Raw genomic sequence first — 19,269 nt, 5'->3', positions numbered from 1 at the left:
CCTCGCGCGCATGTGCAAGGTGATCCGACAGGCCGCTCTGTCCGTAGTTCAAGTACAAAGGAGGTTTTGCGATGTTTCGGGTTTGTCTTCTGGGCTTACTTCTGTTGATTGGCCGGGCCGTACAAGCGGCGCCATTGGCAGGCGAATTTGCCTCGATCGATGGTGGCACCCTGTCGCTTGAGGATTGGCGGGGTCAGCCGGTTCTGGTCGTGAATACCGCATCGCAATGCGGGTTCACCGGTCAATATGCGGGCTTGCAGAAGATGCACGAAACCTACGCGAAACGGGGTTTGGTGGTGCTTGCGGTGCCATCCGATTCCTTCAGTCAAGAGTTGGAAACAGCCGGTGAAGTCAAAGCATTCTGCGAAATGAACTATGGTCTGACACTGCCGATGACCGATATCACACCGGTCAAAGGCCCTCAGGCGCATGGCTTTTACCAGTTGGTTGCCGATCAGACGGGATTTGTACCGCAGTGGAACTTCAACAAGATCCTTTTGGATTCGGACGGCGGTGTCGTGGTGACGTTCGGGTCAGGTGTGAAGCCCATGTCGCCCAAGCTGACTCGTCAGATTGAGGCGCTGCTGCCCTGACCGGGCTGGCGCGACACCTGCACGGCCAGAATACCCAGCGTGATGATGGCGACGCCTAGCGCATCCAGGGGTCCCAGTTTCTCGCCCAGCAGGACTGCGGCAATCGCCACACCGAAAACCGGGTTTAGAAAATGAAACGTGGCGGCTCGGGTCGCTCCGATCCGGTTGAGCAGCGTGAACCAGATCAGTGTCGCCAATAGTCCGGGGAACAAGGTTGTATAGGTGAAGGCCAGAACCAAAGGCATCGTGGGGTGAACACGGATGGTTTCAAAGATTGGGGCGGCGACAAACAGAATGGCCGCACCGACAAACATCTGAAGGCCGACCACCATCATGAAATTGCCACCCGACGTTGCCCCGCGTACAGCCAGCGTTGCGAAGGTCAAGGCCAGCGCGCCGATGCCGCAGAGGACAACGCCGAACAGGTCGACGCCGTCGCCGATCCGGTTGCCCATGATAAGAGCCACGCCTGCAAATCCGGCCAGAAGGCCGATAACCCCTAAGGGTCGCAGACGCTCGCCCAGCAGCATCCATCCCGCAAGCGCAACAAGCAGGGGCATGGTCGAGGCAATGATCGCGGCAACCGAGGCCTCGACGGTTTGCATGGCGTAGAAATTCAGACCCAAATAAAGGGCATTCTGGCAAATCCCGAACAGAATGGTCGCCCGCCATTGATCCCGGGTCAGTTGCCAGCTTTGCCCCATGGCCCGTGCAATTGCGACGCCGATGATCCCGGAAATCAGAAACCGCAGGGCCAAAGAGAACAGCGGTGACGCATCTGCCACGATGATGCGCGCCGAGGTAAAGGCCGACGACCATATCAGGGCGAAGCACAGCCCCAAAGCAATGGCACGCAGGTCCATGTCGGTCTCCTCGGAAATACGATGCGACTATTCAGGATATTGTGACGTTGTGTACCAAAATAAAAGGGGCCACCAGAGGGTGGCCCCTGCGATCTGAAGATCGCTGCGTCGCGGTTTAGCCGTTGACGCTGTCTTTCAGCGCTTTTGCGATGGTCATTTTCACAACCTTGTCAGCTTCTTTGGTGAAGGTCTCACCAGTGGCCGGGTTGCGCACCTGACGCTCGGGGCGTTCGCGGCAGTAGATTTTGCCGACGCCGGGCAGGGTCACTGCGCCACCGGCCGAAACTTCGCGGGTAATCAGGCCGGTCACAGCCTCCAGCGCCGCATTCGCGGATTTCTTGTCGGTTCCCATTTCCTCAGCGAGAGCAGCAACCAGCTGAGTCTTTGTCATAGGCTTTGCCATTTCTTGGTCTCCTTAACGTGCCCGATCTATAGGGCCTCACCGCGTAACTGTAACGGGATATTGTGGAAGAACACAACGAATAGTAGCGTTGAAAGCCCTAAAAATATGGGGAAAACGTTGCTTTTTTGCGTCAGAGAAAGGCGGTTTCGTCAAAAGAGCGCAATTTCCGGCTGTGCAGACGCTCCAAAGGCATGCCGCGCAGGTGCTCCATCGCCTTTATTCCGATCGCCAGATGACGGCTGACCTGCGTTGTATAAAAGGATGAGGCCATGCCGGGAAGCTTCAATTCGCCGTGCAGTGGTTTGTCCGACACGCAGAGCAAAGTTCCATAGGGGACCCTGAAGCGATAGCCATTGGCTGCGATCGTGGCGCTTTCCATATCCAGTGCAATTGCGCGCGACTGGCTCAAGCGTTGGACCGGCCCGGACTGATCCCGCAACTCCCAGTTGCGGTTGTCGACCGAGGCGACGGTGCCCGTTCGCATGATCCGCTTAAGCTCATAACCTTCCAGTTCCGTGACTTCGGCCACGGCCCGTTCCAATGCCACTTGCACCTCGGCCAGAGGCGGGATGGGCACCCAGACCGGCAGATCGTCATCCAGAACCTTGTCCTCGCGCAGATAGGCGTGGGCGAGAACGAAATCTCCCAATGCCTGCGTGTTGCGCAATCCGGCGCAATGTCCAACCATCAGCCAGGCATGCGGCCGCAGAACCGCGATATGGTCCGTCGCGGTTTTGGCATTTGACGGGCCAACCCCGATATTGACCAGCGTAATGCCCGAGCCATCCCCGCGTTTCAGGTGATAGGTCGGCATTTGAGGAAGTTTCAGGGGCTGTTCCAGAATGGCATCGGCGTCGGTAATCTCGACATTCCCGGTCGAGACAAAGCTGGTGTAGCCGCTGTTTGGATCGGCCAGTTGTTCGCGCGCGTAATTCTCGAACTCTGAAACATAGAACTGATAGTTGGTGAACAGAACGTGGTTCTGGAAATGCCCCGCATCTGTCGCCGTATAGTGTGCCAGCCGTGCCAGCGAATAGTCGACCCTTTGGGCGGTGAACAGGGACAGGGGCCCGACCTCGTCATGGTCCTGAACACCGTTGACGATGTCATCATTGGTTGTCGTAAGGTCGGGCACGTCAAACACGTCGCGCAGCGTGAAATCGGCTGCACCTTGGTGCGGCACGACCAGATCCGGGTTGTTCGCGACGGCGAAATGGACCGGAATAGGGGTGTCCGATGCGCCGATTGTCACTGGCTGGTCATGGTTCTTTATCAACAGGGCAATCTGCTGAGTCAGGTACGAGCGGAACAGGTCAGGACGAGTCACCGTGGTCGCGTGGATGCCGGGTTCCGAGACGTGGCCAAAGCTCAGACGGCTGTCAACTTGCGCGTACGAGGACGTTTTGATGCGAATCTCCGGGTAATAGGCTCTGATCCGTCCCGAAGGTGCCCCATCTCGCATGGCGGTAGCAAAACCGTTGCACAGGAATTCCGTTGCCTGAGCGTATAGCTGCTCCAGCCGTTCAACCGCTGCTGCGGGGTCGGTGAACTGTTCCGGAGCAAGGTGGTCGGGTGTTTGTATTGTGGTCATGCCAAGGGTTCCAGAAGGTCGATTTTTTCAAACGTGCGCACATCCACCAGTCCGAGGTCCGAGATGCGCAGCTCGGGGATGACAACCAGAGCCAACAGCGAATGCTGCATATACGCGTTGTTCAATTTACAGCCGCAGTCCTGCATCGCCTGAACCATCTGTTCGGCTTTGGCAGCGACTTGGGTCGCCGGACTGTCGGACATCAATCCGGCAATGGGCAGTTCGACCAGCGCAAGCTCTTGCCCGTCCCGGAACAATGTGATCCCACCGCCGACCTCGGCCAAACGGTTGGCAGCCAAAGCCATCTGCTCGCGGTCGGTGCCAACAACGATCATATGGTGGCTGTCATGTGCCACAGTCGATGCCATGGCCATTTTGCCCTGATAGCCAAAGCCCGAAACAAATGCATTGGTTACACCCCCCGTAGCGCGATGCCGTTCCACCAATGCGATCTGGCAGACGTCGCCTTCGCCCTCGACCAGTCCGCCGATGATCGGCAACTCGGATTTGAGCGCCTTGGTCGGGGCTTGATTTTCAACGACGCCGATGACGTTCGCCTGCACGCGGTTCGCGCCGGGCGGAGCTTTGATTTCAAAATCAGTTGGGGTCAAATGGTGCCCCAGATGCACTGTGTTGCGGGCTTTTTCGGGCCAGTTCAAATGCGGGCAATCCACAGTGATCGCACCATTTTCAGCCACGATTTGCCCGCGGGCGATCACCGTCTCAATCGGCAACTCGGTCAGGTTGGAACTAAGGATAATGTCGGCCCGGCGTCCGGGCGTGACCGAGCCGATCTCGCGTTCCAGCCCAAAGTGAGTGGCCGTGTTGATCGTGGCCATTTGTAGTGCAATCAACGGATCACAGCCGCAGGCAATAGCGTGGCGCACGACCCGGTTCATATGCCCTTCATAAACCAGCGTGCCCGAGTGGCAGTCATCGGTACACAATATGAAATTTCGCGGATCCAGACCCTTTTCGGTGACAGCGGTGATCTGGCTTTCCACGTCATACCAGGCCGAGCCCAACCGCATCATCGACCGCATCCCCTGCCGCACGCGCGCAATGGCGTCGGCCTCGCAGGTGCCTTCGTGATCATCTGCCGGTCCGCCAGCGACATAGGCCGCGAAATCAGGCCCTAAATCGGGCGAAGCATAGTGCCCGCCCACGGTCTTTCCGGCGCGTTGGGTGGCCGCGATTTCGGCCAGCATCTTGGGATCGCCATGGATCACGCCGGGAAAGTTCATCATCTCACCCAGCCCGATAATGCCCGGCCAGCTCATCGCCTGCGCGACATCTTCGGGCGTGATCTCATAGCCTGTTGTCTCCAATCCAGGCGCCGACGGCGCGCAGGACGGCATTTGGGTGAAGATGTTCACCGGCTGCAGCAGCGCCTCGTCATGCATCATTCGCACACCGTCCAGGCCCAGCACATTGGCGATCTCATGCGGATCGGTGAACATCGAAGTGGTGCCATGCGGAATAACCGCCCGCGCGAATTCGGCAGGGGTCAACATGCCGGATTCGATATGCATATGCGCGTCGCACAGACCCGGCAGGATATGGCGCCCCTGAGCATCGACGATCTGCGTCTCGGGTCCGATGCAATGTCCGGCATCCGGTCCGACAAAGGCAATCCGTCCTTCGGCAATGGCAACCGAGTGATCGGGCAGCAACTCACGGCTGTGTACATTGACCCAGATGCCGCCGCGAATGACCATATCTGCGGCGTCGCGTCCGGCTGCAACTGAGATCAAACGAAGGGCGACATCGGGCCAGGTTGGGAAGGGCGTGTATTCCATGGCTCAACTTTCCCGAATGTGTGGTCAGGTGCAACCCCGGTAATGTCGGATCATCAAATCATCACAAAACCGACCCGCAGCGCGCAAGCGCTGCTCGGCCCAACCTGAGGAATTGTCCCGAAAGGGACAGTGACTATGAGCGGGAGCTACCCGATTTCCCGTCGTATCCAATTGGCAAATGCGACAGCGCCCGGGGTTTCTTCGGCCTGAGGCGAGAGCAGCAGGTAATACGCCTCGGGCATCGGGGCGCGATGGTCGAACGGGGCGACCAGCAACCCCTGTTCGATCAGGCGCAATGCAATCGCGTCATGGGCCAGGCACAACCCGCCCCCCGCCATAGCCGCCGACAGACAAAACAGGTAGGTTGTTGCGTAGGTGATCGCAGGTTTCCCCAGTGTTAGACCCTGTTCTTCCGCCCAGCTGGGCCAGTTTGACAGCAGGTTTGAACAGTCAAACAAGGGGTGTTCTTGCAATGTGTCCAACGTGACCGGGAAGCCCGGTGCGCAAACGGGATAGTAGTATTCCTGCCGCAGCAATTCGGTCCGAACCGTGTCGGCCGGTCTGAGCGAAAAGCGGATTTCCACCGCCGCACCCTCGGCCATTTCGCGGGGCTCCCAGAGTTCGGTGAAGATGTTCAATTGCACGTCCGGGTGCTTGGCTTGAAACGCGGGCAGGCGCGGGGCCAGCCAGTTCACTGCGAAACTGATGTTGCATTGCACCTGCACCGCGTTTTGCTGCGCTCCGGTCACTGCCTGCGTGCCGCGGACCAGCGTTCGAAACGCTTCGCGCACGACCGGCAGATAGGTGATTCCAGCCTCGGTTAGCTCCAACGCCTTGGGGCGACGCAGGAACAAGGGTTGCCCCAGATGCCCCTCCAGCGATTTTATCTGCTGGCTCACCGCACTTTGCGTCATGTTCAAATCGCGTGCTGCGCCTGTAAAGGACAGGTGGCGGGCGGCGGCTTCGAATGTGCGAAGCCAACCCAAGGGTGGCAGAGACTTCTGCATATGCATAACCTCGGCATAAGTTCAGCTAATGAGATAGCTCTGTTTTTTTCGTTGGTCAAACTCTGACGCCCAAGGCAGGCTTTTGGCCAGATCAACCATCCAAGGAGCGTTCCCATGAGTGTTGCCAGTCTTCGCCCCAATATCGACCATTGGTCCGCGCGTGTGGATATGGCCGCAACCTTCCGTTGGACCGAGCGGTTGAACATGCATGAGGGCGTGGCCAATCATTTCAGCCTTGCGGTGAATGAGGACGGCACGCAGTTTCTGATGAACCCCAATCAGATGTATTTCGGCCGTATCCGGGCCTCGGACCTGTTGTTGCTGGATGCGAATGATCCTGATGTGATGCGCCAGCCCGGCGCGCCGGACCCAACCGCCTGGGGATTGCATGGTTCTGTTCACCGCCGCTGTCCCCATGCGCGCTGCGTGATGCATGTGCATTCGATCTTTGCGACAGTTCTGGCTTCGCTGGCCGACAGCACTTTGCCGCCCATCGATCAGAATACCGCCACGTTTTACAACCGCTTTGTCATTGATGAGGAATTCGGCGGGTTGGCTTTCGAAAGCGAGGGAGAACGCTGTGCCGCGATGCTGTCGGACCCGAAGAAAAAGGTCATGATCATGGGGAATCATGGTGTTCTCGTTGTCGGCGACGACCCCGCCGATACCTTTAATAGACTCTACTATTTTGAACGAGCCGCGGAAACATACATCCGCGCATTGCAAACCGGCCAGCCGTTGCGCGTGTTGTCGGATGAGGTCGCCGAGAAGACCGCGCAAGAGCTGGATGACTACCCCGGCCAGGCCGAGGCGTATCTGCGTGAGATCAAAGCGATGCTGGATGCAGAAGGGTCGGACTACGCGACCTGACCTTAAACCGGAGGGACCGCCATGACAGACACCGTTCAGGATCCGGAAGCCGCCCGTTGGAATTATCATCCCGATGGCCTCGTGGGATTGAATCCGTTGTTCAGTTGGCCGCCGCGCCCGGCTGCGGTGCTGAAATGGTACAGCGGCGCGTGGTTGCAGATCACATCGCTGACCCTGTGCCTGGCCCTGGCCATCACAGCGTACATGCTATTTTTCCCTGGGTTAGAGACTATGAAAAGCTTCTCGGTGGGCTGGATGTTCCGCATCTGGCTACTGAACATGGTGCCCCAGATTCTGGTCGCGGGCAGCCTGCATTGGTGGCTGTACATGCGCAAAGGGCAGGGCATGTACAAGAAATTCGATCGCCGCGACCTGACCCGCGACAACGGTACCTTCACCTTCCGCAATCAGGTCTGGGACAACATCTGGTGGACCTTAGGCAGCGCCATGACCGTGGCCACAGTCTATCAGTGGATTATCTACTGGGCGATGGCCAATGACTATGTACCGACGGTGACATGGGCCAGCGCGCCGGTCTGGTTCGTCCTCTGGATGCTGTTTATCCCGATGTGGTCGGGCCTGCATTTCTACTGGGTGCATCGGATTGAGCATCACCCGAAACTCTACAAGCACGTCCACGCGGTGCATCATCGCAACGTGAACATCGGACCTTGGTCGGGGATTTCGAACCATTGGTATGAAAATGCCCTGTATTTCACCACGTATTTCATCCACCTGATCATCCCGTCGCACCCGCTGCATCTGCTGTTCCACACGTATTTCCAGCAGGTCAGTCCGGTCTTGTCGCATTCGGGGTTCGAAAAACTCAAGGCCGGAGAGACCGAGGCTGCGCGCGCCGGAGATTTCTTTCATCAGCTGCATCACCGGTATTTCGAATGCAACTATGGCACCTCGGAAATCCCGTTCGACAAGTGGTTCGGCACCTATCACGACGGATCAGCCGAGGCGACGACCCGCACGCGGGCCTACAAAAAGCAGATGTACACCTAGCGGGTGCGCAAGGCGCGTGGTGCCATGCCGAACTCGGCCCTGAACGCTCGTGTCAGCGCGCTGGGGTTTTCGTACCCGGCGCGCAGGGCAATTTCACTGATGGCAAGATCTGTTTCTGCGACCAGCTTGCGGGCCAGGTTCAGGCGAAGGCGCCGATAAACCTGTGCAGGACCTGCCCCCAGCTCGGCTTGCATTCGAACCGAAAGCGCCTTTTGGGACCGGCCAACTCGCCGCGCGATCTCGGACACAGTGAGCGGAGCCTCCAGATGCTCCTGCATGAGTGCCAAGGCTTTGTTGACGTATCCGCTGGTCGCCCCTGCGCCCCCGACATGAGATCGCGCGGAATCGCGGGTCATGAAAAGCTGCGACACTTCCAGGGCAAGGGCCTGACCCTGATCCTGCCCGATCAGGTGCAAAACCAGATCAAAAGCGGCCATCGCGCCAGAACAGGTGATGCGGTTTCGGTCCAGCACGAACCTCTCGCGTACCGCGTCGACTTCGGGGAACCGTTCGGTAAATCCGGTCAGTTCTTCCCAATGAATGGTGGCACGGTACCCATCCAGAAGCCCCGCCTGGGCCAGCAACCAGCTGCCGGTGTCCAGCCCCACCAGAGTTTCATAGCGTGACGCGGCTGATCTGAGGCCGGACAGGGTTTGCCAGCCACCATGTGCCCGAAACCCGTAGGATGGCATCACCATCAACATGTTTCCACTTGCCGCTTGAAGCGCGTCATGGGGGGCAACCTGCAAACCCGATGAAGATGCCACCGGTCCGTTGTTCAGTGACAGGAATTTCCATTTGTACAGCTCACGCCCCGACAGCGTATTTGCGGCACGCAGCGGCTCGACCGTGTTGGCGAGGCAGTGGTTCGAAAACCCGTCGAACAAAAGCACACCGATTTGCTGCGGTGCAGTGGGGGATTTAGTCCATACGCGCATGATAAACGGCTATATCTGCACGATACGATTCTCAAGCCCCGTCACGATACGCGCAGGCCCAGATGTGGAGAATTCAGATGCAATATGGTCTGTCCGACGAGCAGGAAATGATCGCGTCGACTGTGCGCAGCTTTGTCGAGAACGAGATTTACCCCCATGAAGAGCTGGTGGAACGCTCCGGCGAAGTCCCTCAGGAGATCGCGGATGAGATCAAGCGCAAGACGATCGAGCTGGGCTTTTATGCCTGCAACTTTCCGGAAAGCGTTGGCTGTGCAGGTCTGAACCATCTGGAATTCGCATTGGTCGAACGCGAACTGGGTCGTGGGTCCATGGCGCTGAACCATTTCTTCGGACGCCCGCAGAACATTCTGATGGCCTGCGAAGGTGAGCAGGTCGAGCGCTACTTGATGCCCGCCGTGCGAGGGGAGCGGATGGATGCGCTCGCCATGACTGAACCGGGGGCCGGATCGGATGTGCGCGGGATGAAGTGTGCCGCCGTCCGCGATGGAGGGGATTGGGTGGTCAACGGAACCAAACATTTCATCTCGGGGGCAGAGCACGCGGATTTCATCATCGTGTTCATCGCAACCGGAGAGGATCAGACCCCAAAAGGACCAAAAAAGCGGATCACCGCGTTTCTGGTGGATCGCGGCACGCCGGGTTTCACGATCCGCGATGGCTACAAGTCGGTCAGCCACCGTGGCTACAAGAACATGGTTCTGGATTTTGACGATTGCCGCCTGCCGGATTCACAGGTTCTGGGTGAGGTTGATGGCGGGTTTGAGGTGATGAACACCTGGCTCTACGCCACGCGGATCACGGTTGCCACCATGTCGGTTGGCCGCGCGCGGCGGGCCTTTGACTATGCGCTGGATTATGCGGCCACGCGCGAACAGTTTGGGCAGAAGATCGGCAAGTTTCAGGGCGTTTCTTTCCAGATCGCGGACATGATCACCGAAATCGACGCGGCGGATCTGCTGACCTTGGCGGCCGCGGATCGGCTGGACAAGGGCCTGCCCGCAAACCGCGAGATTGCGTCGGCCAAGCTTTATGCCTCGGAAATGCTGGCGCGGGTGACGGACGCTGCGATTCAGGTCCATGGCGGGATGGGGTTGATGGACGACTACCCGTTGGAGAGGTTCTGGCGTGACGCCCGCGTGGAACGCATCTGGGATGGTACCAGCGAGATTCAACGGCACATCATCAGCCGGGACCTGCTGAGGGCGCTGGGCGCATGAGGCCACTTGGGCGTCTTCTGAACCCTTCGTCGATGGCTGTAATCGGCGGCGGGGTCTGGTGTGCCGAGGTGATAAACCAGGCCCGAAAATTCGGGTTTCAGGGGGATATCTGGCCGGTTCACCCTAAGGCCGAGCAGGTTGGTGGACAAAAGGCCTTTGCTAGCATTGAGGCGCTGCCGAGCCCACCAGACATAGCTTTTGTGGGGATCAATCGCCACGCGACGATTTCGGCTGTCAGGACCTTGTCCGCCGTTGGCGCGGGCGGCGCGGTTTGTTTTGCCTCGGGCTTTACCGAAGCGCGGGCCGAAGATGATCATGGCGCAGATCTGCAGGCGCAGCTGGTCGCCGCAGCGGGGGATATGCCGATTCTCGGGCCAAATTGCTATGGGTTCGTCAACGGCTTGGACCGCGCGGCGGTCTGGCCGGACCAGCACGGCATGCATCCGGTCGAGCGTGGCGTGGCGATCCTGACGCAAAGCTCGAACATCGCGATCAACATGACCATGCAGCGGCGCGCCTTGCCGCTTGCGTTCATGCTAACCTGTGGAAATCAGGCGCAGACGCGTCAGGCCGAGATTGCTTCGGCATTGCTGGACGACGACCGGATCACGGCAATTGGCGTTCATATCGAAGGTTTTGGTGATTTGCGGTCATGGGAGGCCCTGGCCCAAAAGGCACGTGACCGGGGTATTCCGATCGTTGCACTGAAAATGGGCCGTTCAGACCACGCGCAGGCCGCCACGATTTCGCATACGGCTTCTCTGGCGGGTGGGGACGCCGGCGCACAAGCCTTTCTGGATCGCCTGGGCATCGCGCGGCTAGACGATATTCCAAGTTTCCTGGAGTGTCTGAAGCTGCTGCACGTAAACGGGCGCTTGGATGGAACCGGCCTTGGCATGATCAGCTGTTCCGGTGGTGAGGCCAGCCTGTCCGCGGATATGGCCGAAAGCCGCAATCTGCATTTCCAGCCTTTGACGGACTTGCAACGAGACAACCTGCGGGCGGTGCTGGGACCCATGGTGGCTTTGGCAAACCCGCTGGACTATCACACCTATATCTGGCGCGATACGGACGCGATGACCCGGGCGTGGTCGGGACTGACGGGGCCAAATCAGGCTCTGACCATAGCGATTGTGGACTATCCGCATACGGATGCGACGGATTGGGAATGCGCGACACAGGCCGCTTTGAACTGTATCGCGACGACCGGACGACCTTTCGCTGTGGCCGCAACCTTGCCCGAACTGATGCCGGAACATATTGCCCAACGCCTGATGGACGGCGGTGTGGTTCCGTTTTCCGGATTGCATGAGGCCCTTTCTGCGGTTGAGGCGGCCGCCCGACCTTTGGTCGTTCTATCCGACCCGGTGTTGCTGCCGGCGGACAGTCCCGCAGACCATGTGCTGACCGAGGCGGAGGCCAAGGCGGAGCTTGCAGCCTTCGGTCTGTCCGTGCCGCGCAGTCATGTGGTTTGCGCTGCGGATGCCGAAAAGGTTGCTCAAGATCTGACGGGCCCTTTTGCGGTCAAAGGCGTGGGGCTGGCACATAAATCCGAACACGGCGCGGTGCGTCTTGGGGTTTCGCCGCCCAAACTGGCTGAAACAGCGGTTTCGATTGGCACAGATACCGTGTTGATCGAGGAGATGGCGACCGGCGCAGTTGCCGAGTTGCTGATCGGAGTCACCCGGGACCCGGCGCATGGCTATGTCCTGACCCTTGGGGCCGGCGGGGTGCTGACCGAAATATTGCGCGACACGGTATCGGTTTTGATTCCGTCCGCCCGGTCGGCCATTCAACAGGCATTGGGCACCCTTGCCTGCGCTCCTCTTTTGGCCGGGTACCGGGGAAAACCTCTGGCCGACATGGGGGCAATACTGGACGCGGTAGAAGCGGTGCAGAACTATGTCATTGCCAATGCGGCAGCAGTCGAAGAAGTTGAGATTAACCCGCTGATCTGCACCGCCAAGGGCGCGGTCGCAGTGGATGCATTGATCCGAAAGGCAAGTTTATGAGTCCGATTAAAACACGCCGGGACGGCGCAATTCTCGAAGTCGTTCTGGATCGCCCCAAGGCCAACGCGATCGATCTGGTCACCAGCCGGATCATGGGGGAAACGTTCCGCGAGTTTCGCGACGATCCCGATCTGCGGGTGGCAATTCTGACCGGTGGAGGTGACAAGTTCTTTTGCCCCGGCTGGGACCTGAAGGCCGCCGCAGATGGCGATGCGGTGGACGGGGACTATGGCGTCGGAGGTTTCGGCGGCTTGCAGGAACTGCGCCACATGAACAAGCCGGTGATCGCTGCGGTCAATGGTATTGCCTGCGGGGGAGGTTTGGAACTGGCCCTGAGCGCCGACATGATCATCGCCTCCGAAAGCGCCAGTTTTGCCCTGCCTGAAATCCGCTCGGGCACGGTGGCCGATGCAGCCAGCGTCAAGCTGCCCAAGCGCATCCCGTATCATATCGCGATGGAATTGCTTTTGACCGGGCGCTGGTTCGATGCAGAAGAAGCGCACCGCTGGGGGTTGGTCAACGAAGTTGTGCCCGCCGGGCAGTTGATGGACCGCGCGTGGGAACTGGCACGGTTGCTGGCCAGCGGGCCGCCTTTGGTCTATGCGGCGATCAAGGAGATCGTGCGTGAAGCCGAGGATGCCAAGTTCCAGGATGTGATGAACCGGATCACTAGACGGCAATTGGCCAGCGTGGATGTGCTGTACGGGTCCGAGGACAATCTGGAGGGCGCCCGGGCCTTTGCCGAAAAGCGCGATCCGGTTTGGAAGGGTCGATAGGGGGCTCTGCCCCCGTCGCGGCAGGTCGCGCCTCCCCCGGGACGTTTTTGGCCAGATGAAGGATGGATCACGTGCGCTCGAACAGCGCGATGTAGGCGGTGTCGTCCTTGTTGGGTCCTGTGGCAAGGTCGCCGTAGATGCGGACCTCGGGCAGGGTGACGTTGATGATGCGGCCTTGCTGCAATTCGCGCAGGGCGTCGGCAAAGCCGAGTTTTTCGAAGTGTTTTGCGTTGATCGACAGGGCAAATTGCGCGCCGGGGCGGGCAACGCGCAGCAAGACGGGCAGAACTTCGGGGCCAAGGTGGCCATGGGTGAACGTCCCTGAAGACACGATACCGGAGTAACTGTGTCGGGGCACGGGGATGCCCTGGGTCAGGTCGGCCTCGATCGCGTCTCGATAGGTGTCCTTGCGCATGGCCTGATCCAGCATTTCGGCGCTGATATCCGTGGCATCTATCGGCCCCACACCCAACCCTGCCAGAACCGCACCGCACAGGCCTGTGCCTGCCCCCACGTCCAGTACCGGACCTTGACCTGCAGCCCGGACAAAGGCGCGGGCGGTGTGGATATGCAATTGATAGTCCTCGCGCGCGGCGAAGCTTTCATCGTAGTCGCCCGCCCATTCAGAGTAGAGGCGTTTGTTGTCTTCGGGCGAGTTCAGCGCGTAGGCGGCGTGGATATCGGGTTTTTTCTGGCTCATGGTTAAAAGAAAGGCGCATCGAAGGATTCGAATCAAGTGCGCGCATCCGTCGCTTGCATCCCTGGCGCGCTCGGATCATCAAGGGGGCATGACGCAAACGCTTTTTTCCTTTGGCCACGGGTATTCGGCGCAGGCCCTGTCACGCTGGTTGACGCCGGATGGGTGGCGTGTAGTCGGCACCACGCGGGATTCGGAGGGGACCGATGCCATCCGGGCCTCGGGCGCCGAACCGTTGGTTTGGCCCGGAGGGCGGCCGGATTTGGACGGTGTCACGCATCTTTTGATTTCGACTGCACCAAAGGAAGACGGCGATCCTGTGCTGTCCGCGCTGGGCGAAGAAATTGCGGCCCGCGCCGGGCAGTTCGACTGGGTCGGGTATCTGTCGACCACGGCTGTCTATGGCGATCATCAGGGCCAATGGGTTGACGAGACCACGCCGCCCACGCCAACGGCCAAACGCGGCCGCTGGCGTTTGCTGGCCGAGCAGCAATGGTCAGCAATTCCCGGACTACCGGTGCATATCTTTCGGTTGGCGGGCATCTACGGTCCGGGACGCGGCCCGTTTTCCAAGCTCAAGGGCGGGGGGACGCGGCGGATCATCAAGCCCGGGCAGGTGTTCTCGCGTATCCATGTGGATGACATTGCGCAGGTCCTTGCGGCCTCGATGGCTGCGCCCAATCCTGGTGCGATTTACAATGTATGTGATGATGAACCGGTGCCGCCTCAGGATGTTATCGGGTATGCAGCCGAGTTGCAGGGGCTGCCGCTGCCGCCTGCCATTCCGTTTGACGAGGCCGAAATGACGCCGATGGCGCGCAGTTTCTACAATGAAAACAAACGCGTCCGAAACACTCGGATCAAGGAAGAGCTTGGGGTGAAGTTGCTCTATCCCAATTACCGGGTCGGGCTAGAGGCGTTGATGAACGCTTAGCGAGCCGCCTTGATCATATCCGCCGCTTTCTCGGCGATCATGATGGTCGGAGCGTTGGTATTGCCGGAAACAAGGGTTGGCATGATCGAGGCATCGACAACGCGTAGCCCGTCGATGCCATGTACCCGCAGTTCGGGATCGACAACGGCCATTTCGTCCAGCCCCATTTTGCACGTGCCCACCGGGTGATAGATCGTGTCGGCGCGGGAGCGGATATGGTGTTCCCAATCCGCGTCCGTCTGGGCGGTGTCGGTGCCGAACATCTCTTTGTGCCGATACTTTGCCAAGGCCGGGGCCTCGAGAATGTCGCGCATCATTTTTGCGCCCTTGATCAGCGTATCCAGATCGCGGTCGTCCGACAGAAATCCGGGATCGATGGCGGGCGCCGCAAAGGGATCCGCACTGTGCAGCCCGACGGTGCCCCGGCTGTCTGGGCGCAGCTTGCAGACATGGCAACTGTACCCATAGCCATAGTGCAGCTTGCGCGCATGATCATCGACCAGAGCAATAGTGAAGTGCAGCTGGATGTCCGGGCGATCCAGATCGGGCGTGGTTTTCAGAAAGGCGGCCCCTTCGGCAAAAGGGGTCGCGGCCATCGAAACACCGGTTTTACGCCAGCGCCAGAGATGGCCCAGCAGCCGTGCCGCGCCAACGGGTCCGATTCCGAAATTGTCAGTATCTTTGGTTTTGTAGGAAAGGATGAAATCCAGATGGTCCTGTAGGTTCTTCCCAACCCCGGGCAGGTCGTGCTGCACCGCGATTCCGTATTGGGACAGGTCCTCGCCTGCGCCGATTCCCGAGACTTGCAGCAACTGTGGCGATTGCAAAGCTCCGGCGCAGACCAGAACCTCGCGTTTTGCGATGACGTGAATATCCGCGCCTTTGGCGTTCTTCTTGTAGACCACCCCGGTTGCGCGCTTGCCATCAAGGATCAGCTTGCTGGCATGTGCACGGGTGATGACCGTCAGGTTTGGTCGGTCCATAACGGGAAAGAGATAGGCTGCAGCCGCCGAACACCGCTCTCCATTCTTCGCAGGATCATGAAACTGCGTGACTTGATAAAGGCCGACACCTTCGTTGTCACCGCGGTTGAAATCTACGACATGGCGGTGTTGCATCTGCTCGGCAGCCTCGATGAACGCGCGGGTGATCGGGCGTGGCTCTTTCTGATGTGAGACGTGCAAGGGTCCGCTGTCGCCATGCAACTCGTCGGCGCCATCTTCGTTTTTCTCGGCCCGCTTGAAATAGGGGAGAACGCTGTCCCAATCCCAGCCTGGGCACCCCTGATCGGCCCAACCGTCATAGTCTTGTTTCTGCCCCCTGATATAAAGCATGGCGTTGATCGCGCTGGACCCACCCAGCGCCTTGCCTCGCGGCTGATACCCTGTTCGGCCGTTCAAACCCGGCTGTGGGATTGTCTTGAAGGCCCAGTTGTTGACCTTTGGTCGCCCCGGCAGCACCGCCACAACCGCCGAAGGCATGCGGATGCTTATGTCATTGCCACCGCCACCGGCCTCAAGCAGGCACACCGTGATATTTGGGTCCTCGCTCAGGCGATTTGCGAGAACCGAACCGGCTGATCCGCCACCGACGACAACGTAGTCAAACTCCATCCGGCTTTCCTTTGTTGATGCGCCAGATCTTGGGGCTGGCCGTCAGGAAAGACTGAAACCGAATTGCGGGAAAAACAATCTGACTGTGTGCGCAGTGACCCGAGGTCACAATCCCTGCGGTCCGCCACGCACGCAATATGATAGCTTTTGATTATCAATATTATCAAAAAACAAAACTTATATTTATGCTGTGGTTTTGCTATGTCTTCGCCAACGCAAGAGCGCAGAGTTGCCCGGGTCTGTTTCTGTTTCCGTTTTCCAGAAAGCGGGTCTTGAAAACGGTCACACCGACATCTTTCTGTAATCTTGTTCGTTGCAGATAGTGACCGCGCTAAGCCGCAAGACCTGAGCCAGGATTGGAGATCGATATGGACGGAAGTGACAACCCCAAAACGGGTGGATGCCCTGTAATGCATGGTGCCGGAACCCGGTCGAACCGCGACTGGTGGCCGAACCAGTTGAACCTGTCGATTCTGCACCAGCATGCGCCGGCATCGAATCCTCTTGGTGCTGAGTTCAACTATGCGGAAGAGTTCGAAAAGCTCGACATGAAGGCGCTGAAGGCGGACCTCTATGCCTTGATGACGGATTCGCAGGATTGGTGGCCCGCGGATTACGGTCACTACGGTGGCTTTTTCATCCGGATGGCCTGGCACAGCGCGGGTACGTACCGGACGGCAGATGGACGGGGCGGTGCCTCGACCGGCAACCAGCGCTTTGCGCCTCTGAACAGCTGGCCCGATAACGGCAACCTCGACAAGGCGCGTCGCCTGCTGTGGCCGATCAAGCAGAAATACGGCAACCAAATCTCGTGGGCTGACCTTATGATTCTGGCTGGGAACTGCGCCATCGAATCGATGGGCGGCAAGACCTTTGGTTTTGCCGGTGGCCGCGAAGACATCTGGGCCCCTGAGGAAGACATCTATTGGGGGTCCGAGACCGAATGGCTGGCCCCGACCGACAACCCGCACAGCCGTTACTCTGGCGAGCGCGATCTGGAAAACCCGCTGGCCGCTGTGCAGATGGGCCTGATCTATGTGAACCCGGAAGGCCCGGACGGGCAGCCGGACGCGCTGGCCTCGGGCCGCGATATCCGCGACACCTTTGGTCGCATGGCGATGAATGATGAGGAAACCGTTGCTCTGGTCGCTGGGGGTCACACCTTTGGCAAGGCGCACGGCGCGGGTGACCCCGATCTGGTTGGCCCGGATCCTGAGGCCGCCCCGATGGAAGAGATGGGCTTTGGCTGGATCAACAAGTTTGGCACGGGCAAGGGTGACGACACCACCACCAGCGGCATCGAAGGTGCATGGACCGCGAACCCGATCAAATGGGACAACGGCTATTTCGATCTGCTGTTTGGCTATGACTGGAACCTGACCAAAAGCCCGTCGGGTGCGTGGATCTGGGAACCGGTGAATGTCAAAGAAGAAGACATGGCCCCGGCGGCGCATGATCCGTCGAAAAAGGTCAAGACCATGATGACCACCGCAGACATGGCGATGCGCATGGACCCGATCTATGGCCCGATCTCGAAACGCTTCCACGAGAACCCTGAGGAATTCGCCGATGCGTTCGCTCGGGCGTGGTTCAAACTGACCCACCGCGACATGGGTCCGCGCTCGGCCTATATCGGCCCGGAAGCTCCGGCCGAAGAGCTGTTGTGGCAGGACAATGTCCCCGCTGTCGATCACGATCTGATTGACAATGCGGATATAGCGGACCTGAAAGCCAAGATTGCAGCATGTGGTCTCTCGGTGTCCGAGCTGGTCTCGACGGCATGGGCCTCGGCCTCAACCTTCCGGGGCTCGGACAAGCGCGGCGGAGCCAATGGAGCTCGCGTCCGTCTTGCGCCGCAGAAAGACTGGGACGTCAATGAGCCGATGAAATTGTCCAAGGCGCTGGACGCGCTGACGGGCGTTCAGGCCGCGTTTAACGATGCACAATCGGGCGGCAAGAAAGTGTCCTTGGCCGATGTGATCGTTCTGGCCGGTGCCGTTGGTATCGAACAGGCGGCCAAAGCAGGCGGTGAGGATGTTGAAGTGCCGTTTACCCCGGGTCGGACCGACGCGTCGCAAGTGCAGACCGATGTGGACAGCTTTGCCGTGATGGAGCCAATCGCAGATGGGTTCCGCAACTACCAGAAGGCCGACTATACTGTCTCGCCAGAAGAGCTGCTGGTCGACCGGGCGCAGCTGCTGACGCTGTCTGCTCCCGAGATGACGGCCCTTGTGGGCGGTCTGCGCGTCTTGGGTGCGAATTTCGGCGACAGCAAGCACGGTGTGTTCACCGATCGCGTTGGGGTTCTGAGCAACGACTTCTTCACCAACATTCTGGACATGAGCACAGAATGGAAGCCCTCGGGCAAAGGCGTCTATGAAGGTCGTGACCGTACGAGCGGTGAGGTCAAGTGGACGGGCACCCGTGTCGATCTGGTCTTCGGTTCAAACTCGCAACTGCGGGCATTGGCCGAGGTCTATGGTCAGGCAGATGCCGAGGGCAAATTCGTCTGTGACTTTGTCTCAGCCTGGAACAAGGTGATGAACGCGGATCGTTTTGATCTGAAGTAGTGGCCTACACTACTCACGAAACAGCGCCGTCCGAGGAGACTTGGGCGGCGTTTTTGTTGGTTGGTGCTGGTTACATACCAAGCATTGGGTACGATTCCGGCTTATGACTATTCTTTGGCAGCTATCCGTGGGGATATAGGCGGAAAAATCGCCAGTAAAATGAAGCTAACTTGTTGCTTTTATTAAGGTAAGAAACTTTCTGCCGAGAAATTTGAAGTTTTTGCAAAATGGGGGTTGCAGGTCCCAGACCTAATCCGTAAATACCCCTTCACCGGCGGCGCTGAGGTGCTGGGACGCTGCGGCAGCGGCGGTGACGCTCAGGAGAGACTGGGGGCATCTTAGGGAAGTTGTTAG

General features: G+C 59.1%; 16 protein-coding genes. 8 read left to right on the top strand and 8 right to left on the bottom strand.

Features of this window, described 5'->3' with window-relative positions; translation table 11 throughout:
* Nucleotides 1-71 precede the first annotated feature (71 nt).
* Nucleotides 72-593: a glutathione peroxidase gene (locus ACR0L4_RS19790; RefSeq protein ID WP_480514762.1), complete on the top strand. Its 522-nt coding sequence runs from the start codon at nucleotides 72-74 to the stop codon at nucleotides 591-593.
* Here the strand turns inward: ACR0L4_RS19790 and ACR0L4_RS19785 are convergent.
* The 5 genes from ACR0L4_RS19785 to ACR0L4_RS19765 all read right to left on the bottom strand — a co-directional run bounded on the left by ACR0L4_RS19785 (nucleotide 569) and on the right by ACR0L4_RS19765 (nucleotide 6,256).
* On the bottom strand, nucleotides 569-1,456 hold the full coding sequence (locus tag ACR0L4_RS19785; protein ID WP_480514761.1) for a DMT family transporter: 888 nt from the start codon (nucleotides 1,454-1,456) through the stop codon (nucleotides 569-571). The genes ACR0L4_RS19790 and ACR0L4_RS19785 overlap by 25 nt on opposite strands.
* A gap of 115 nt (nucleotides 1,457-1,571) precedes the next feature.
* Entirely contained in the window at nucleotides 1,572-1,859 is a 288-nt protein-coding gene (locus tag ACR0L4_RS19780) for an HU family DNA-binding protein (protein ID WP_050605937.1), read from the bottom strand.
* Between the two features lie 130 nt (nucleotides 1,860-1,989).
* On the bottom strand, nucleotides 1,990-3,450 hold the full coding sequence (locus ACR0L4_RS19775) for an AMP nucleosidase (RefSeq protein WP_480514760.1): 1,461 nt from the start codon (nucleotides 3,448-3,450) through the stop codon (nucleotides 1,990-1,992).
* A complete protein-coding gene (gene ade / locus ACR0L4_RS19770; protein WP_480514759.1) occupies nucleotides 3,447-5,249 on the bottom strand; it encodes an adenine deaminase in 1,803 nt (600 codons plus the stop codon). Before ade ends, ACR0L4_RS19775 begins: the two co-directional genes overlap by 4 nt.
* A gap of 146 nt (nucleotides 5,250-5,395) precedes the next feature.
* Nucleotides 5,396-6,256 (bottom strand): LysR family transcriptional regulator, encoded by an 861-nt coding sequence (locus tag ACR0L4_RS19765; RefSeq protein WP_480514758.1) that lies wholly within the window; start codon nucleotides 6,254-6,256, stop codon nucleotides 5,396-5,398.
* A 114-nt stretch (nucleotides 6,257-6,370) separates the two neighbouring features.
* Here ACR0L4_RS19765 and ACR0L4_RS19760 point away from each other — a divergent pair, with 114 nt between their 5' ends.
* Complete coding sequence (locus tag ACR0L4_RS19760) at nucleotides 6,371-7,126, top strand: class II aldolase and adducin N-terminal domain-containing protein (protein ID WP_480514757.1); 756 nt, start codon at nucleotides 6,371-6,373, stop codon at nucleotides 7,124-7,126.
* 21 nt (nucleotides 7,127-7,147) lie between these two features.
* Nucleotides 7,148-8,137 carry a sterol desaturase family protein gene (locus ACR0L4_RS19755; protein ID WP_480514756.1) on the top strand — a complete coding sequence of 330 codons (990 nt, stop codon included), beginning with the start codon at nucleotides 7,148-7,150 and terminating at the stop codon, nucleotides 8,135-8,137.
* On the opposite strand, the gene ACR0L4_RS19750 is transcribed toward ACR0L4_RS19755, so the two are convergent.
* Nucleotides 8,134-9,075, bottom strand: a complete 942-nt coding sequence (locus ACR0L4_RS19750; protein WP_480514755.1) for a GlxA family transcriptional regulator — start codon at nucleotides 9,073-9,075, stop codon at nucleotides 8,134-8,136. The two genes, ACR0L4_RS19755 and ACR0L4_RS19750, sit on opposite strands and share 4 nt — an antisense overlap.
* A gap of 77 nt (nucleotides 9,076-9,152) precedes the next feature.
* Between ACR0L4_RS19750 and ACR0L4_RS19745 the strand changes: the two genes are divergently transcribed.
* From ACR0L4_RS19745 to ACR0L4_RS19735, 3 genes are read left to right on the top strand one after another with little or no spacing between them, the layout of a single operon-like run.
* On the top strand, nucleotides 9,153-10,313 hold the full coding sequence (locus ACR0L4_RS19745; protein WP_480514754.1) for an acyl-CoA dehydrogenase family protein: 1,161 nt from the start codon (nucleotides 9,153-9,155) through the stop codon (nucleotides 10,311-10,313).
* Nucleotides 10,310-12,325, top strand: a complete 2,016-nt coding sequence (locus tag ACR0L4_RS19740; RefSeq protein ID WP_480514753.1) for an acetate--CoA ligase family protein — start codon at nucleotides 10,310-10,312, stop codon at nucleotides 12,323-12,325. The genes ACR0L4_RS19745 and ACR0L4_RS19740 overlap by 4 nt, the downstream gene beginning before the upstream one ends.
* On the top strand, nucleotides 12,322-13,101 hold the full coding sequence (locus ACR0L4_RS19735) for a carnitinyl-CoA dehydratase (RefSeq protein WP_480514752.1): 780 nt from the start codon (nucleotides 12,322-12,324) through the stop codon (nucleotides 13,099-13,101). The genes ACR0L4_RS19740 and ACR0L4_RS19735 overlap by 4 nt, the downstream gene beginning before the upstream one ends.
* 67 nt (nucleotides 13,102-13,168) lie before the next feature.
* On the opposite strand, the gene ACR0L4_RS19730 is transcribed toward ACR0L4_RS19735, so the two are convergent.
* Entirely contained in the window at nucleotides 13,169-13,801 is a 633-nt protein-coding gene (locus ACR0L4_RS19730) for a class I SAM-dependent DNA methyltransferase (protein WP_480514751.1), read from the bottom strand.
* Between the two features lie 88 nt (nucleotides 13,802-13,889).
* Between ACR0L4_RS19730 and ACR0L4_RS19725 the strand changes: the two genes are divergently transcribed.
* Entirely contained in the window at nucleotides 13,890-14,732 is an 843-nt protein-coding gene (locus tag ACR0L4_RS19725) for an SDR family oxidoreductase (protein ID WP_480514750.1), read from the top strand.
* Here ACR0L4_RS19725 and ACR0L4_RS19720 read toward each other — a convergent pair.
* A complete protein-coding gene (locus tag ACR0L4_RS19720) occupies nucleotides 14,729-16,345 on the bottom strand; it encodes a GMC family oxidoreductase (protein WP_480514749.1) in 1,617 nt (538 codons plus the stop codon). The genes ACR0L4_RS19725 and ACR0L4_RS19720 overlap by 4 nt on opposite strands.
* Before the next feature lie 368 nt (nucleotides 16,346-16,713).
* Between ACR0L4_RS19720 and katG the strand changes: the two genes are divergently transcribed.
* Nucleotides 16,714-18,915, top strand: coding sequence for a catalase/peroxidase HPI (gene katG, locus ACR0L4_RS19715; RefSeq protein ID WP_480514748.1), 2,202 nt, complete (start codon nucleotides 16,714-16,716; stop codon nucleotides 18,913-18,915).
* Nucleotides 18,916-19,269: the final 354 nt, after the last annotated feature.

Source organism: Ruegeria sp. AB5 (assembly GCF_056542645.1).
Note: the sequence above shows the minus strand (reverse complement) of the source record. Positions and strands in the feature narration are given on the sequence as shown.